Below are 16,215 nucleotides of genomic sequence, written 5' to 3'. Positions count from 1 at the left end.
CCCCAAGGGCTTATGCGCCAAGGCCTTACGTCCCCAAGGCCCTGAGCCGACCGCGCGTCCCGGATCGCGCGAACCGCGCCGTTCTAACACGCGAGTGCCGAATTCGTCCCATGACAGATGCGTCATGGCCACGGCGGCAAATCACTGGCCAAGCCACCAAGGATCGCCATATAAGGCAGGCGAAATTCGGGACATTTCATGAGCGTTCTGGCCAACCACGCATTTGCCAAGATGAACGGCATCGGCAACGAGATCGTCGTTGTCGACATGCGTGATTCCGCCGCGCCGGTGACGCCGGACGACGCCCGCGCGGTCGCGTCCGCGCCGGGCGGCGTACCCTACGACCAGCTCATGGTGCTCCGGAAGCCGCGGTTCGACGGTACCGAGGCCTTCATCAGCATCTATAACAATGACGGCTCCGAGGCCGGCGCCTGCGGTAACGGCATGCGCTGCGTGGTGCGGCGCATCTTCGAGAAGACCGGGCAGACCACGGCAACGTTCGAGACCGCCGCGGGCCTGCTCAATTGCTGGCAGGGCCCGGCGCCCGATCTCTATACAGTCGATATGGGCGCGCCGAAGTTCGGCTGGCAGGAGATTCCGCTGGCGGAAGAGTTTCGCGACACCCGCTACATTGAATTGCAGATCGGGCCGATCGACAATCCGATCCTGCATTCGCCCTCGGTGGTGAGCATGGGCAATCCGCATGCGATCTTCTGGGTCGAGGACGTCAACGCCTACGATCTCGAGCGTTTCGGTCCGCTGCTGGAAAATCACCCGATCTTCCCCGAACGCGCCAACATCACGCTCGCCCACATCGTCGATCCCCAGCACGTCACGATCCGCACCTGGGAGCGTGGCGCGGGCCTGACCAGAGCTTGCGGTTCGGCGGCCTGCGCGACCGCGGTCGCTGCCGCGCGGCTGAAGCGCACCGAGCGCAATGTCGAGATCACGTTGCCCGGCGGCAAGCTCGGGATCGAATGGCGTGAAAGCGACGACCACGTGCTGATGACGGGCCCCGCGACCTTCGAATATGAGGGCTCCTTCGATCCGGCGCTGTTCGCGCCGGTCGGCTGATGGCCGTCGACGTCGTCACCTTCGGCTGCCGCCTCAATGCCTTCGAGGCCGAACTGATCCGCCGCGAGGCCGAGGGCGCGGGCCTTTCCGACACCATCGTTATCAACAGCTGCGCCGTCACCAACGAAGCGGTGGCGCAGGCGCGCCAGTCGATCCGCAAATTGAAGCGCGAACGGCCGGGTGCGCGCATCGTCGTCACCGGCTGTGCGGCGCAGACGCAGAGCCGGATATTCGCAGACATGGCCGAGGTCGATCGCGTCCTCGGCAATGACGACAAGATGCGCAGCGAAGTCTGGCGCGATGCGCGTGCCGCGTTCGATCTCGGTGCGAGCGAAAAAATCGCCGTCAGCGACATCATGGCGGTGAAGCAGATGGCGCCGCATCTGATCGACGGCTTTGCGAGCGGCTTGCCGCGCGTGTTCGTGCAGGTGCAGAACGGCTGCGACCATCGCTGCACGTTCTGCATCATCCCCTATGGCCGCGGCAATTCACGCTCGGTGCCGATGGGCGCGGTGGTCGATCAGGTGCGGGCGCTGGTCGCGCGCGGCCATGCCGAGATCGTGCTGACCGGTGTGGACCTCACCAGCTATGGCGCCGACCTGCCGGGTGCACCGAGACTCGGCATGCTGACGAAGCAGATCTTGCGGCATGTGCCGGAGCTGAAGCGCCTGCGTATCTCCTCGATCGATTCGATCGAGGCCGATGCCGATCTGCTGGATGCCATCGGCGACGATGCGCGCCTGATGCCGCATCTGCACCTGTCGCTGCAATCCGGCGACGACATGATTTTGAAGCGCATGAAACGGCGGCATTCGCGCCACGACGCGATCGCGTTCTGCGATCAGGTCCGCCGCCTGCGTCCGGATATCGCCTTCGGCGCCGACGTCATCGCGGGCTTTCCGACCGAGACCGAGGAGATGTTTTCGCGCTCGCTGGATCTCGTGGAGGAGTGCGGCCTGACGTTCCTGCACGTCTTCCCGTATTCGCCGCGCCCCGGCACGCCGGCCGCGCGGATGCCGCAGGTCGCGGGCGGTGCGATCAAGGAGCGTGCGAAGCGGCTGCGTGCGGCGGGCGAAGTGGCATTACGACGGCGGCTGCAAGCCGAGGCCGGCGCCACGCGCGATGTGCTGATCGAGAGCGGCAGCCAGGGCCGCACGGAGCATTATCTGCCGGTGGCGATCGCGGGCGAACGTATTGGCCGTGTGGTGCCGCTGATGATTGCCGGCAGCGATGGCGAGCGGCTGACTGTATAGGCAGTGTCGTCGCCCGGCTTGACCGGGCGTCCCAGTACGCCGCGGCTCCTCGGTTCTATCGCTGCCGTCTCTGGAATACTGGATTGCCCGCTTTCGCGGGCAATGACGGCGGAGCAAACCTACAACGCCCGCACCTGCCAGAATCGCAGCGTCCGCCGCGCGTTCTCCGACGTCATTCGCGCGTAATTGCTTTTCGCCCTCGCGATATCAGCGGGTTTCATCGCGCCGGTGGCAAAGCGGCTCTCGAGCACGGCGGCTGTGGTTTCCCAGCTGAGCTGGGCCGCCTTGCATGGCACCAGCAGGCCGTCCTCGCGCAGGCTCTGCATCAACGGGCGAATCACTTCGACGGTTGATCCGGACAGCGCCGCCAGGGCAGCCACGGCTTCCTCATAGCGCCGCTGCGTGGCGAAGCCGAGCAGCGTCGCCTCGGTCAGCTGGCCCGTCGCCTTGAGATTTGCGATGGCCCGCTTGGCGCCTTCGAAATCGCGCACGGCCGACATCTCGCGCTCGACACCGACGGTCACGGCGGCGATCGCGCCCTGGATCTCCTCGAACAGATGCGGCGGTGCGCGCGACAGCAGCCGGGTGCGCACGGCATCCGTCGCAGAGCGCAGCAACCGGCGGCGCAAGTCGGACGGCAGGTCGACGCGGACGCCGACGCTCACGGCGAGCTCGGGATCGGCCTCCGCCTGCCCGACGATGACGGCAAATCCGTTTCCGGAAACGCGCGCGCCGGGATTGGCGGCAAGCCGCCGGCTGACGCTGGGATAGCGCCGCGCCAGCAGCGCGTCGGTGACGATCTCCTTGAGCCACCAGCGCCCGGCGACCGCGAGCAGGTGCGACTCGCCCTTGCTGGACGCGATCTTCACCAGCTCGCCATCGTCGAGGCGCGCGGATTCCTGGAGCACGGGGCCGGCGATGCGAATCTCGTCATTATTGGCGAGGCGACGAATCACGGAGGGCGGCGCCTGCGCGATCGGCGCGAGCTGCGCGCTGATCTCGGCCAGCGCAATTCGTGCGCCCATGTCGGCGATGGCGCGCAGCTCGATGGTGCCGATCAGGCGTTCGAGCACGTCGTCGAACAGCGCGATCTGCTCGTTGTCAAAACTTCCGGCGGAGGAGAGGAAGAGGTCGGTGACGCGGCGGGCCGTTTCCAGGCCCTTTTCCGCCGAGCCGAGCCGAATCGCGGATTCGACTTCATCGATGATCGAAAACTCGGCCGTGGACATGACGCGTTGCTCGTCCTGAGCGAATGACGGAAGCTTGTTCTAAGCAATCGCTATCAATAGAGACGAGCACTGAACGTTTCGTAAACCACGGGGCGGAAGGCGAGCACTGATTTGCTCCCCGACCGGCCTCTGCTCCTTATCCTGAGGAGTCCGCGAAGCGGGCGTCTCGAAGGATGGCCGCGGGCGACAGTCGGGCCTTCATGGTTCGAGACGGCGCTGACGCGCGTCCTTACCATGAGGGGCCAAAACTATTCCCCATTCCACCCACAGGCGCGGAGCTTCTCATGCATGTGGGGCGGGGCCGGCGCGACCACGCGGATCGGCTCCTTATTCCGGGAGATCGGCACCACGATCTCGCGGGAATGCAGATGCAGCCGCGGCTCGCCGAAGCGCGGGCCGTTGCCGTAAATGTTATCGCCGAAGATCGGCCAGCCGGTCGCGGCCGAATGCACCCGCAATTGATGGGTTCGGCCGGTCACCGGTTCCATGGCGAGCCAGGTCAGCCCGTCGCCCCGGCCCATCACCTTCCAATTTGTGATGGCTTTCTGCCCTTCCGGGTCCGGCTTCTGCCACCAACCGCGCTCGGCATTGAGCCGGCCGAGCGGCATGTCGATGGTGCCTTCGTCCTCGGCAGGGCCGCCCTCGACCACGGTCCAGTAGGTCTTGCCGATCTTGCCGTGCTTGAAGAGGAGGCCGAGCGAGGCGGTCGCCTTGCGATGGCGGCCGAGCACGAGGCAACCGGAGGTGTCCTTGTCCAGCCGGTGGGCCAGCACCGGCGGCCGCGGCAGGCCGAAACGAAGCGCGTCGAACGACGTTTCCAGATTGGCCCCGCCCTTGGGGCCGCGATGCACCGGCAGGCCGGCGGGCTTGTCGATGACCAGCATCAGCCCGTCGCGATGGAGCACGCGCGCCAGGATCTCGTCGGCGGTCAATTCGGGAACATCGAGCAATTGCAAGACTTTCGTTTAACAGCGGGAACGGCTAACACACCGCCACCATGAACGATACCACGTCAGATCCCCCCAAGCTGAGCTGGTGGCGCCGCCTGTCCAACGGGCTGAAGCGCACCTCGTCCTCGCTCGGGACCGCGGTCGCCGACCTCGTCACCAAGCGCAAGCTCGACCGCGCCATGCTCGACGACATCGAGGACGTGCTGCTGCGCGCCGACCTCGGCACCTCGGTCGCGGTGCGGATCGCGGACGCCGTCGGCACGGGGCGCTACGACAAGGCGATATCGGCGGACGAGGTCAAGGACGTCGTCGCCACCGAGGTCGAGAAGGTGCTGGCGCCGGTGGCAAAGCCGCTCGAGATCGACGCGGCCAAGAAGCCGTTCGTCATCCTCGTGGTCGGCGTCAACGGTTCCGGCAAGACCACGACCATCGGCAAGCTCTCGCAAAAATTCGCATCCGAAGGCCGCAAGGTGATGCTGGCCGCCGGCGACACGTTTCGCGCGGCAGCCATCGAGCAGCTCAAGGTCTGGGGCGAGCGCACCAGGACGCCGGTCATCGCGGGTACGCAGGGCTCGGATTCGGCAAGCCTCGCCTTCAACGCGCTGACGGCGGCGAAGGAGCAGGCCATCGACGTGCTCCTGATCGACACCGCCGGCCGCCTGCAGAACAAGGCCGAGCTGATGAACGAGCTCGAAAAGGTTGTGCGCGTGATCCGCAAGGTGGACGACACTGCGCCGCATGCCGTCTTGCTGGTGCTTGATGCTACGGTCGGCCAGAACGCGCTGTCGCAGGTCGAGGCCTTCCATCGCACGGCGGGGGTCACCGGCCTCGTGATGACGAAGCTCGACGGCACCGCGCGCGGCGGCATCCTGGTGGCGCTCGCGGAGAAATTCAAACTGCCGGTGCATTTCATCGGCGTCGGCGAAGGCGTCGACGATCTCGCGCCGTTCACTGCGCGCGATTTCGCTCGTGCGATCGCCGGAATCGAAAGCTGAGAATGGACAAGACCCAGCCGCATCCGCTGTTCAAGCTCGCGACCGAGCTCGGTCCGCTGCTCGTGTTCTTCTTCGTGAATGCGAAGTTCAATCTGTTTGCCGCGACCGGCGCCTTCATGGTCGCGATCGTGGCGGCGATGATCGCGTCCTATGTGGTGACGCGCCACATCCCGATCATGGCGATCGTGACAGGCGTGATCGTGCTGGTGTTCGGCACGTTGACGCTGGTGCTGCACGACGAGACCTTCATCAAGGTCAAGCCGACCATCATCTACGGCCTGTTCGCGGCGATCCTCGGCGGCGGGCTGTTGTTCGGCCGCTCCTTCATCGCCGTGATGTTCGACCAGATGTTCAACCTGACCCCGCAGGGCTGGCGCATCCTCACACTGCGCTGGGCGCTGTTCTTCGCCGGCATGGCGGTGCTCAACGAGATCGTCTGGCGTACCCAGAGCACGGACTTCTGGGTGAACTTCAAGGTGTTCGGCGTCACGCCGATCACGATGATCTTCGCCATCGCCCAGATGCCGCTGACCAAGCGCTACGGGATCGAGCCGGCGTCGCTGGAGGCGAGCGAGGCCGAGGCGGGGGATGTAAGGAAGGGGTGACGGTCTCGTGTCCCGGACGCGCGAAGCGCGAGCCGGGACCCAGACTCTCTCCAAGAATGCCGGTGCGGTGACATGGGCCCCGGCTCTGCAGCGCATCACTTCGTGCTGCGCAGCGTCCGGGGCACGAGAGCGGCGCTAGCTCCCCTTCAACGCCTTCTCCATCTGCGGGAGCAGCACCGTGCGCAGATTGTCCGGCGTGATCGGTCCGACCAGCTTGTAGACGATGGTGCCTTCGCGCCCGACCACGAACGTCTCCGGCACGCCATAGACGCCCCATTCGATCGAGGCGCGGCCGTTGGCATCCACGCCGACGCGGCCGAACGGGTTGCCGTAGCGGCCGAGGAAACGGCGCGCGTTGTCGGCCGCGTCCTTGTAGTTGATGCCGACGAGCTGGAAGCGCTTGTCCTTGGCGAGCTCGGTCAGCAGCGGCGCCTCGTCATGGCAGGGCACGCACCAGGACGCCCAGACATTGACGAGACTGACTTTGCCCTTGAACGCGGCGGGATCGAGGCCCGGCACCTGCGAATTGTCGGCCTGCAATCCCTCGAGCGGCGGCAGCGCGGTCTGCGGCGCCGGCCGGCCGATCAGCGCGGAGGGAATCCGCGAGGGATCACCGCTGCCGAGCCGGAACCAGAACAGCAGCGCCAGGGCGATGAAGGCGATCAGCGGCAGCACCATCAGGAAGGTGCGGCGCTGCGGCGGAGCGGACGTCGGTTGATCGCTCATGATTGGTCGCTCACGGCGTGTCCGTTGCGCTGCGTCCGGAGCGGCGCGTGACGCCGCTGCGGTCGAGCTCGCGCAGGCGCTCGGTCTGGCTGCGATGGTCGAGCACGATCCAGCCGATCAGGATCACGACGACGAGCGCGGCCGCGGCATAGGACGTCACGATGAAGGACGCGTAGGGACCAAGTGACATCGTCATGCGGCCTTCTGGCTCGCTTGCATCATCTGCAAGGAGCGGACGCGGCGGCGCAGGATCTCGTTGCGCATCGCCGCCAGGTGCAACGTGACGAACAGCAGCGTGAACGCGATGGCCATCAGCAGCAGCGGAATCAGGAACGACTTGTCGAGCGTCGAGCCGCCCATGCGCATCACCGACGCCGGCTGGTGCAGCGTGTTCCACCAATCGACCGAGAACTTGATGATCGGCAGGTTGATCGCGCCGACCAGCGTCAGCACCGCGGCGGCGCGCGCCGCGCGCGAGGGATCCTCGACCGCGCGCCACAGCGCCATCAGGCCGAGATACATCAGGAAGAGGATCAGCACCGAGGTCAGCCGCGCGTCCCATTCCCAATAGGTGCCCCACATCGGCCGGCCCCACAGCGATCCCGTGAGCAGCGCGAGGAAGGTGAAGGCGGCGCCGATCGGCGCGGCGGCTTTGGCGGCGACGTCGGCGAGCGGATGCCGCCACACCAGCGTGCCCAATGAGGCGATGCTCATCACGCCCCAGACGAACATCGACAGCCAGGCGTTGGGCACGTGGATGAACATGATCTTCACCGTCGCGCCCTGCTGGTAGTCGTCGGGCGCGAGGGCGGACTGGTAGAGGCCGATGGTGAGCAGGATGACGGTCGCGGCCACAAGCCACGGCAGCAGCCGCGCCGTCAGCGCGAGGAACCGTGTCGGATTGGCGAGATCGATCAGCGTCATGGTATTCTGATAATCACAGGTCAGCACTCACGCAATCAGCATAAAAGCGCGCAGCGAAAGTTGATCGGGGTCAAGGGCAATCCAGGCCATTTCAGTCGAGACCATGGCGCAGGCTCGCCGCCGCCGCGAAAGGGCCGATGACGAGGCTGACCAGCGACAGCGCGCACAGGATCGAGAACGGCGCGCCGAACGTCATCGGACCGACGATCACGGCCTGCGAGGCCGCGACCCCGAAAATCAGCACCGGGATCGATAGCGGCAGCACCAGCACGGCCATCAACAGTCCGCCCCGGTGCAGCGTCACCGCGAGCGCCGCGCCGATCATGCCGGTGAAGGTCAGCGCCGGCGTACCGGCCAGCAGCGTCAGCGCCACCGCTCCGGTCGCGACCATGTCGAGGTTGAGCAGCAGGCCGAGCACCGGGGTTGCGACAATCAGTGGCAGGCCTGCGGCCAGCCAATGCGCCAGCGCCTTGGCGGCGCAGGCGAGTTCCAACGGCGTCCGGCTCATCGTGATCAGGTCGAGCGAGCCGTCCTCGTGGTCGGCCATAAACAAACGGTCCAGGGTGAGCAGGCTCGCCAGCAGCGCGCCGAGCCACAGGATCGCCGGCCCCAGCCGCGACAGCAGCGCCAGATCCGGCCCCACCGCGAACGGCATCAGCACCACCACGGTCAGGAAGAACAGCACGCCGATCAATGCCCCGCCGCCGACGCGGAGCGCGATCCGGATGTCCCGGCGGATGAGGGCGGACAGGGCGGTCATGGGGAGTATCCGATGGCGAGGCAACCGTGGGAGCCTGACTCGTGCCCCAGGCAAACTGCGCTCCCTCCCCCCTCTTGTCCGCCGAAGCCTTGGCGAAGGCGGATGCGGGGGAGGGCGGGGGAGATGGGTAGCCCTGGGAGAGATTTCTGTTTTGGGCAGATTGTCCGCAACAGAGCAACCGCTTCCCAACCGCTTGAGCCGATAGAGCACGCCGTGCCGCACCCCTCTCCCTGACCCTCGGAGAGAGCTGGGCCCGGCCGCTTGGAAAACTGAGGGTCCGTCGGAATCATGCTGCACCCCCAATCCTCAGCTCCCGCGAATCGATCCCCAGCGGCGCATGGGTCGCCGCGATGATCAGGCCGCCGCGCGCCAGATGCTCCCGCATCAGGCCCTCGAACATGCCCTGGCCGGCCACATCCAGCGCCGTGGTCGGCTCGTCCAGCAGCCAGACCGGGCGGCGCACCGTCAGCAGCCGGGCCAGCGACAGGCGGCGGCGCTGGCCGGCGGACAGGAAGGCCGCGGGCAAATGAGTGGCGTGATCGAGCCCGACGATGGCGAGGCTCTTGGCCGTATCACTGCGCTCGCCGCCCAGAAAATCAGCCCAGAATGACAGGTTTTCCGCCACGCTCAGCGCCGGCTTCAGGGCGTCGCGATGGCCGAGATAGTGGCACTGCTCCGGCAGCGTCAGCTCGGCATCGCCGCCGGCGAGCGCGATTGTCCCGCCGGCCGGAATCAGCAGGCCCGCGATCAGCCGCAGCAGCGAGGTCTTGCCCGAGCCGTTGCGGCCCACGACCGCCACGGCCTCGCCGGCGACAGCCTCGAAATCGAGCCCGGAAAACACCTCGCGGCCGCCGCGCACGCAGACGACCCCGCGTCCGGACAGCTGCATCTTGTCTTGGTTCAATCCGCTCAAAGCCTGGCCTCAGGAAATCTTGGGGTAGCGCATGGGAATTTTTGGCTCGCGGATTGCTGCGGCACGATTGTGGCTGTGGCGGCGCGGTTAGAAAGCTTCTATAAGCCCGGAACTACTTGATGCAGCAACTCAACCTGCCCCTGCAAGCGACCCAGCCGGACTCGCTGACGGTGTTAAAATACCCCTTGCCGGGTATAACTAACAATTGGGATTTCCTACATGACCTCGCTCGACAGCTTCAAATGCAAAAAGACCCTCAAGGTCGGCGCCAAGACCTATGTCTATTACAGCCTGCCCACGGCCGAGAAGAATGGTCTGAAGGGAATTTCGAAACTCCCCTATTCGATGAAGGTTCTGCTCGAGAACCTCCTGCGCAACGAGGACGGCCGCACGGTCAAGAAGGAAGACATCGTGGCGGTGTCGAAGTGGCTGCGCAAGAAGTCGCTGGAGCATGAGATCGCATTCCGCCCGGCCCGCGTGCTGATGCAGGATTTCACCGGCGTGCCGGCCGTGGTCGACCTCGCCGCGATGCGCAACGCGATGCAGAAGCTCGGCGGCGACGCCGAGAAGATCAATCCGCTGGTTCCGGTCGACCTCGTCATCGACCACTCCGTGATCGTGAATTTCTTCGGCGACAACAAGGCCTTCGGCAAGAACGTCACCGAGGAATACAAGCAGAACCAGGAGCGCTACGAGTTCCTGAAGTGGGGCCAGAAGGCGTTCTCGAACTTCTCGGTCGTGCCGCCCGGCACCGGCATCTGCCATCAGGTCAATCTCGAATATCTCTCCCAGACGGTCTGGACCAAGAAGGAGAAGATGACGGTCGGCAAGAAGACCGGCACCTTCGAGGTCGCCTATCCCGACTCGCTGGTCGGCACCGACTCCCACACCACCATGGTCAACGGTCTCGCCGTGCTCGGCTGGGGCGTCGGCGGAATCGAGGCGGAAGCCTGCATGCTCGGTCAGCCGCTGTCGATGCTGCTGCCCAACGTCGTCGGCTTCAAGCTGAAGGGCGCGATGAAGGAAGGCGTCACCGCGACCGACCTCGTGCTCACCGTCACGCAGATGCTGCGCAAGCTCGGCGTGGTCGGCAAGTTCGTCGAGTTCTTCGGTCCCGGCCTCGACCACCTCTCCGTCGCCGACAAGGCGACGATCGCCAACATGGCCCCCGAATACGGTGCGACCTGCGGCTTCTTCCCGGTCGACGCCGCTGCGCTCGACTACCTCAAGACCTCCGGCCGCGCTCCGGCGCGCGTCGCGCTGGTGCAGGCCTATGCCAAGGCGCAGGGCCTGTTCCGCACCGCCAAGTCGGCCGATCCGGTGTTCACGGAAACGCTGACCCTCGATCTCGGCGACGTCGTTCCCTCGATGGCCGGTCCGAAGCGTCCCGAGGGCCGCATCGCGCTGCCGTCGGTCGCCGAAGGCTTTTCGCTCGCGCTCGGCACCGAGTACAAGAAGACCGAAGAGCCCGGGAAGCGCTTTGCCGTCGACGGCAAGAACTTCGAGATCGGTCATGGCGACGTCGTGATCGCCGCGATCACCTCCTGCACCAACACCTCGAACCCGAGCGTCTTGATCGGCGCCGGCCTGCTTGCGCGCAACGCTGCCGCCAAGGGCCTCAAGGCAAAACCGTGGGTGAAGACCTCGCTCGCCCCGGGCAGCCAGGTGGTCGCGGCCTATCTCGCCGATTCCGGTCTGCAGGCCGATCTCGACAAGGTCGGCTTCAACCTGGTCGGCTTCGGCTGCACCACCTGCATCGGCAATTCCGGTCCGCTGCCTGAAGAGATCTCGAAGTCGATCAACGACAACGGCATCGTCGCGGCCGCCGTGCTCTCCGGCAACCGCAACTTCGAAGGCCGCGTCTCGCCGGATGTGCAGGCGAACTATCTGGCTTCGCCGCCGCTGGTCGTCGCCCACGCGCTCGCGGGCAGCGTCACCAAGAACCTCGCCGTCGAGCCGCTCGGTGAAGGCAAGGACGGCAAGCCGGTGTACCTCAAGGACATCTGGCCGACGACGAAGGAGATCAACGCCTTCATGAAGAAGTTCGTGACCGCGTCGATCTTCAAGAAGAAGTATGCCGACGTGTTCAAGGGCGACACCAACTGGCGCAAGATCAAGACCGTCGAGAGCGAGACCTATCGCTGGAACATGAGCTCAACCTATGTGCAGAACCCGCCCTATTTCGACGGCATGAAGAAGGAGCCGGAGCCGGTCACCGACATCGTCGAGGCGCGCATCCTCGCCATGTTCGGCGACAAGATCACCACCGACCACATCTCGCCGGCCGGTTCGATCAAGCTCACTTCGCCCGCCGGCAAATATCTCAGCGAACACCAGGTGCGTCCCGCCGACTTCAACCAGTACGGCACGCGCCGCGGCAACCATGAAGTGATGATGCGTGGCACCTTCGCCAACATCCGCATCAAGAACTTCATGCTGAAGGGCGCTGACGGAAATATCCCGGAAGGCGGTCTCACCAAGCACTGGCCCGACGGCGAGCAGATGTCGATCTACGACGCCGCGATGAAGTACCAGCAGGAGCAGGTGCCGCTGGTGGTGTTCGCCGGTGCCGAATACGGCAACGGTTCCTCGCGCGACTGGGCTGCGAAGGGCACGCGCCTGCTCGGCGTCCGCGCCGTGATCTGCCAGAGCTTCGAGCGCATCCACCGCTCCAACCTGGTCGGCATGGGCGTGCTGCCGCTGACCTTCGAGGAAGGCACCTCGTGGTCGTCGCTCGGCCTGAAGGGCGACGAGAAGGTCACGCTGCGCGGCCTGGTCGGCGACCTGAAGCCGCGTCAGAAACTGACCGCGGAGATCGTCTCCGGCGACGGTTCGTTGCAGCGGGTTTCGCTGCTTTGCCGCATCGATACGCTGGACGAGCTCGATTACTACCGAAACGGCGGCATTCTGCACTATGTGCTGCGCAAGCTCGCGGCCTAAGCGCGAATTTGTGAACGGTGGCTCACTGCGACGTGAGTAGAAGGTTAAACGAGGGCGGCCTATCACAAGGCCGCCCTCGTGCGTTTTGAATACGCGTCCGATGGTCCCGCCCGGCGGAAAACCTCGCCCTGGACGGTAGAATGTGCCATGCCCGTAAGACTACGGTGACCATCAGGCGATAGGATCTTCCCCCACGCGTGCGAGGTGTGACGTTCAAACATGACTGCAATGATGGCTTCTAATCTGGTTTCGCGCTGGTCCGGTGCACTCTGGTCGGGAGCACTTGGTATCTGCGCCATCGTCGCCGTCATCCGTCCCGCCGAGGCTGAGCCCCGCGCCGTGGTCGAGCTCTTCACGTCGCAGGGCTGCTCCTCCTGCCCGCCCGCCGACCAGGTCATCGGCGATCTCTCCAACGACCCGTCGATCATCGCGCTGAGCATGCCGATCGACTATTGGGATTATCTCGGCTGGAAGGACACGCTTGCCGATTCGCGCTTCTCGGCGCGGCAGCGCGCCTATTCGCGCATGCGCGGCGACCGCGAGGTCTATACGCCGCAAGTCGTGGTCAACGGTTCGACGCATGTCATCGGCAGCGATCGCGCCGGCATCGAGAGCGCGATCGGCAAGGCTGACAAGGGCACGGGCGTAATGAGCGTGCCGGTGACGATGTCGCTTGCAGGCAAGCAGATCAACGTCTCGGTGGCGGCGAGCAAGGAGTCGGCGGCCTCGCACGGTGAGGTCTGGATCTGCTCGATCACGAAGTCAGTGCCGATCGCGATCAGCCGCGGCGAAAATCGCGGACAGCAGGTCACCTATCACAACGTCGTCCGCAACCTGCTCAAGGTCGGCGACTGGAACGGGCGTCCGGAAAGCTGGACGGTGCCGTTGGAAAATCTCACGCGCGAGGGCGTCGACGGCGCTGTGGTCTATGTCCAGGACGGCAGCCGTGAGAAGCCGGGTGCGATGCTCGGCGCAGCCTACACGTCGCTGCACTAGATTCGATTTCTCTCGCTAGCGTCGTACTCGCTCTTACGCCTCATGATGAGGAGCGTGCTCCCGCGCCGCGCGCGAGGCGGCTGATGTAGCGCGGCCCTCCATCCTTCGAGATGCCGCTTCGCGGCTCCTCAGGATGAGGGGAGAGAGTTGCCTTCGCGTTAATCAGAGGGAAGTTGGTCGTGCCGGGAACATCTCGGCACAAACCAAAAAGGACCAACTTGCGTTGGCCCTCCTTGTCGCGCGTACAGACCCGATCCTGACGGCCCCGGGGGGCTGGGGGCTGAGGAATCCGGAACCGAAAGGACCGGGTCAACGCACACAGGTCTTTTCGCAATGCAGGGCGGCAGGCGCTTGGCGGAAAAGCGGCGATATCAAGATTCCTTCTAACGATCCCGTGACGGTTTGCCGCGACAGAATTCCACTCCTGCGTGTGCTCCGATTCACCCCCGATTCAATCAGTTGAGTGAAGAGCCCCTTGCGGCGGGGAACGGTTGGCGCGATCATGCAATTGTCATGATCCGCGGTTCCGGGGACGGTCTTCGCGGATGCGATCATGCCGCGAGATAAGGAGGCGCGCGATGAGTCTGACGCCGGAGGATGCCGATCCGAGCGAGCAGCGCGCGGTGGCGCGCCCCGCCGCTGCGAATGCCCCACCCAACCGGGTGACATTCAACCGGCTGGAACTGAACCGCATCCTCAACCTCTACGGCCGCATGGTCGCCGACGGCGAGTGGCGCGACTATGCCATCGACTTCCCGAAGGACCGCGCGGTGTTCTCGGTCTTCCGCCGCGCCTCGGAGGTGCCGATCTATCGCATCGAGAAGGATCCGCGGCTGGCGCGCAAGCAGGGCATGTACAGCGTGATCTCGGCGACCGGCCTGATCCTGCGCCGCGGCCACGAGCTCGAGCGCGTGCTGCTGGTGATTGATCGGAAATTGGCGGTGGTGTAGCAGGAATCCCGTAGCCCGGATGGAGCGCAGCGCAATCCGGGGCTGCTGGGTCTGCGCATGAACCTGTCCCGGATTACGCTTCGCTCCATCCGGGCTACAAGGTCCCTACTTCCCCGGCACCGTGCTCGCGCCTTCGCCGAGGTCGCGCTGCATCATCACCGTGTCGAGCCAGCGGCCGAATTTCAGCCCGACATTGGGATGCGTGCCGATCATCTTGAAGCCGCCGCGCGTGTGCACGCCGATCGAGCCGGCATTGGCGGAATCGCCGATCACCGCGATCATCTGGCGGAAGCCGCGCGCCTCGCATTCGGCGATCAGCCGGTCCAGCAGCAACGAGCCGATGCCGCGGCGGTGGAACGAGGGATCGAGATAGATCGAGTTCTCGACCGTGAAGCGGTAGGCCGGCCGCGGCCGGTAGGCGCCGGCATAGGCATAGCCGGCGACGCTACGATCGAGGATGGCGACGAAATAGGGATAGCCCCCGTCGATCAGCGCGCGGTAGCGGCGCGTCATCTCGGCGAGATCCGGCGGCGCCAGCTCGAACGTCGCGGTGCCCTCGCGGACGGCCTGCTGGTAGATGGCGGTGATGGCGGGAAGGTCGGCCTCGACGGCGGGCCTGATCTCAGGTGCGGACATGGGAGGAAGACTAAAGCCTTCCCGGGACGGCTGGAAGGGGGCGAAGCCGCCTCTCCGCCGTCATTGCGAGCGCAGCGAAGCAATCCAGAAATGCGCCCGCGGGGGGTCTCTGGATTGCTTCGCTGCGCAAGGACGAGGGGAGAGGTGACGCTCGTAGCCCGGATGGAGCGCAGCGAAATCCGGGGCCGCCGTATCCGCAGATAGGCCCGTCCCGGATTGCGCTTCGCTCCATCCGGGCTACGGGCGTGTGGCGCACCCCGGCCCAAACAAAAACCCCGGCCTCTCGGCCGGGGTTCGTATCCGTTCCCTTGTCGAAGCGCTTAGTCGCGCTGGCCGAGGAGCTGCAGGAGCAGCGTGAACAGGTTGATGAAGTTCAGGTACAGCGACAGCGCGCCGGTGATGGCCGCACGCTCTGCGATGTCACCGCCGGCCGAGGCGTAGCCGTAGATGTAGTCGTTCTTCAGCCGCTGGGTATCCCAGGCGGTGAGGCCCGCGAACACCAGCACGCCGACCACGGACACGATGAACTGCAGCATCGTGCTGGCCAGGAACAAATTGACCAGGCTCGCGATGATGATGCCGATCAGGCCCATGAACAGGAACGAGCCCATCCCGGTCAGATCACGCTTGGTGGTGTAGCCGTAGAGGCTCAGTGCGCCAAACGTGGCCGCGGTGATGAAGAACACCCGCACGATCGAGGTGTGCGTGAACACCAGGAAGATCGAGGACAGCGAGATGCCCATCAGCGCCGCGAACACCCAGAACAGGATCTGCGCGGTCGAGGGGGCGAGACGGTTGATGCCCGCCGAGATCACGAACACCATCGCGAGCGGCGCGAGCATGAACAGCCACTTCAGGGGGCTGACGAACATCGCGTAGCCGAACGGCGTCAGGAACAGCTTGCCGACGCGGACGGCTTCCGGGGTCGGAACGTCGGTCACGGCGGCCATATAGACGCCGAGCGCGGCCAGGCCGGTGATGGCGAGGCCGATGCTCATGTAATTGTAGATGCGCAGCATATAAGCGCGCAGGCCGGCATCGACCGTCGCGGCGTCGACACGCCCGGCGGCCCTGCCGAAAGGAGAAGCGTAGTTACGGTCTAGGTCCGACATGGTCGAATTCCCGTTGGTTAGCCCGGTCCGGCATGAGGGTCGCCATGCCGCCGGTTCGTCAAATTCTATCTCGGATACCGATCTGTGCCGACTAAATTCTGGCTCATAATCGGGGCTCCGAACCCATTGGATATGTGGGAAACTAACACATT

Annotated in this window: 16 protein-coding genes; 7 read left to right on the top strand and 9 right to left on the bottom strand. The window is 65.3% G+C overall.

What is annotated here, in order from left to right; genetic code table 11:
• The first annotated feature begins 198 nt into the window (after positions 1–198).
• Together dapF and mtaB are read left to right on the top strand one after the other, a co-directional pair.
• Positions 199–1,074, top strand: a complete 876-nt coding sequence (gene dapF, locus QJT78_RS11695) for a diaminopimelate epimerase (protein ID WP_281460234.1) — start codon at positions 199–201, stop codon at positions 1,072–1,074.
• Entirely contained in the window at positions 1,074–2,327 is a 1,254-nt protein-coding gene (mtaB, locus tag QJT78_RS11690; protein WP_038941794.1) for a tRNA (N(6)-L-threonylcarbamoyladenosine(37)-C(2))-methylthiotransferase MtaB, read from the top strand. The genes dapF and mtaB overlap by 1 nt, the downstream gene beginning before the upstream one ends.
• A 119-nt stretch (positions 2,328–2,446) precedes the next feature.
• Here the strand turns inward: mtaB and QJT78_RS11685 are convergent, their stop codons facing one another.
• Both QJT78_RS11685 and QJT78_RS11680 read right to left on the bottom strand, forming a co-directional pair.
• Positions 2,447–3,556, bottom strand: coding sequence for a DUF2336 domain-containing protein (locus tag QJT78_RS11685; RefSeq protein ID WP_028150501.1), 1,110 nt, complete (start codon positions 3,554–3,556; stop codon positions 2,447–2,449).
• Between the two features lie 248 nt (positions 3,557–3,804).
• A complete protein-coding gene (locus QJT78_RS11680; protein WP_028150500.1) occupies positions 3,805–4,506 on the bottom strand; it encodes an RNA pseudouridine synthase in 702 nt (233 codons plus the stop codon).
• 47 nt (positions 4,507–4,553) lie between these two features.
• Here QJT78_RS11680 and ftsY point away from each other — a divergent pair, with 47 nt between their 5' ends.
• On the top strand, positions 4,554–5,501 hold the full coding sequence (ftsY, locus tag QJT78_RS11675; protein ID WP_028150499.1) for a signal recognition particle-docking protein FtsY: 948 nt from the start codon (positions 4,554–4,556) through the stop codon (positions 5,499–5,501).
• Positions 5,502–5,503: 2 nt separating this feature from the next.
• Positions 5,504–6,106, top strand: a complete 603-nt coding sequence (locus tag QJT78_RS11670) for a septation protein A (protein WP_028150498.1) — start codon at positions 5,504–5,506, stop codon at positions 6,104–6,106.
• Positions 6,107–6,241: 135 nt separating this feature from the next.
• Here the strand turns inward: QJT78_RS11670 and QJT78_RS11665 are convergent, their stop codons facing one another.
• The 5 genes from QJT78_RS11665 to ccmA all read right to left on the bottom strand — a co-directional run bounded on the left by QJT78_RS11665 (position 6,242) and on the right by ccmA (position 9,405).
• Entirely contained in the window at positions 6,242–6,832 is a 591-nt protein-coding gene (locus tag QJT78_RS11665) for a DsbE family thiol:disulfide interchange protein (RefSeq protein WP_028150497.1), read from the bottom strand.
• A gap of 10 nt (positions 6,833–6,842) precedes the next feature.
• The gene (gene ccmD / locus QJT78_RS11660) at positions 6,843–7,028 is read right to left on the bottom strand and encodes a heme exporter protein CcmD (RefSeq protein ID WP_028150496.1); all 186 of its coding nucleotides are present in this window, start codon (positions 7,026–7,028) and stop codon (positions 6,843–6,845) included.
• Positions 7,025–7,756, bottom strand: a complete 732-nt coding sequence (locus QJT78_RS11655; protein ID WP_028150495.1) for a heme ABC transporter permease — start codon at positions 7,754–7,756, stop codon at positions 7,025–7,027. Before QJT78_RS11655 ends, ccmD begins: the two co-directional genes overlap by 4 nt.
• A 91-nt stretch (positions 7,757–7,847) precedes the next feature.
• The gene (gene ccmB, locus QJT78_RS11650) at positions 7,848–8,516 is read right to left on the bottom strand and encodes a heme exporter protein CcmB (protein WP_028150494.1); all 669 of its coding nucleotides are present in this window, start codon (positions 8,514–8,516) and stop codon (positions 7,848–7,850) included.
• A gap of 286 nt (positions 8,517–8,802) precedes the next feature.
• A complete protein-coding gene (gene ccmA / locus QJT78_RS11645) occupies positions 8,803–9,405 on the bottom strand; it encodes a heme ABC exporter ATP-binding protein CcmA (RefSeq protein ID WP_028150493.1) in 603 nt (200 codons plus the stop codon).
• A 243-nt stretch (positions 9,406–9,648) separates the two neighbouring features.
• Between ccmA and acnA the strand changes: the two genes are divergently transcribed.
• The 3 genes from acnA (at position 9,649) to QJT78_RS11630 (ending at position 14,315) form a co-directional block, all read left to right on the top strand.
• Positions 9,649–12,369 carry an aconitate hydratase AcnA gene (gene acnA, locus QJT78_RS11640; protein WP_038941803.1) on the top strand — a complete coding sequence of 907 codons (2,721 nt, stop codon included), beginning with the start codon at positions 9,649–9,651 and terminating at the stop codon, positions 12,367–12,369.
• Between the two features lie 219 nt (positions 12,370–12,588).
• The gene (locus tag QJT78_RS11635) at positions 12,589–13,365 is read left to right on the top strand and encodes a DUF1223 domain-containing protein (protein ID WP_028150491.1); all 777 of its coding nucleotides are present in this window, start codon (positions 12,589–12,591) and stop codon (positions 13,363–13,365) included.
• Between the two features lie 578 nt (positions 13,366–13,943).
• Positions 13,944–14,315, top strand: a complete 372-nt coding sequence (locus tag QJT78_RS11630) for a DUF2794 domain-containing protein (RefSeq protein ID WP_281460233.1) — start codon at positions 13,944–13,946, stop codon at positions 14,313–14,315.
• 105 nt (positions 14,316–14,420) lie between these two features.
• On the opposite strand, the gene QJT78_RS11625 is transcribed toward QJT78_RS11630, so the two are convergent.
• Both QJT78_RS11625 and QJT78_RS11620 read right to left on the bottom strand, forming a co-directional pair.
• Complete coding sequence (locus tag QJT78_RS11625; RefSeq protein WP_028150489.1) at positions 14,421–14,951, bottom strand: GNAT family N-acetyltransferase; 531 nt, start codon at positions 14,949–14,951, stop codon at positions 14,421–14,423.
• A 320-nt stretch (positions 14,952–15,271) separates the two neighbouring features.
• A complete protein-coding gene (locus tag QJT78_RS11620; protein ID WP_014490629.1) occupies positions 15,272–16,063 on the bottom strand; it encodes a Bax inhibitor-1/YccA family protein in 792 nt (263 codons plus the stop codon).
• Positions 16,064–16,215 lie beyond the last annotated feature (152 nt).

Source organism: Bradyrhizobium sp. Mp27, from assembly GCF_029953005.1.
In the GTDB taxonomy this organism is placed as follows: domain Bacteria; phylum Pseudomonadota; class Alphaproteobacteria; order Rhizobiales; family Xanthobacteraceae; genus Bradyrhizobium; species Bradyrhizobium barranii.
The sequence above is the reverse complement of the archived record's forward strand: the minus strand, read 5'-3'. Positions and strand labels throughout refer to the sequence as shown.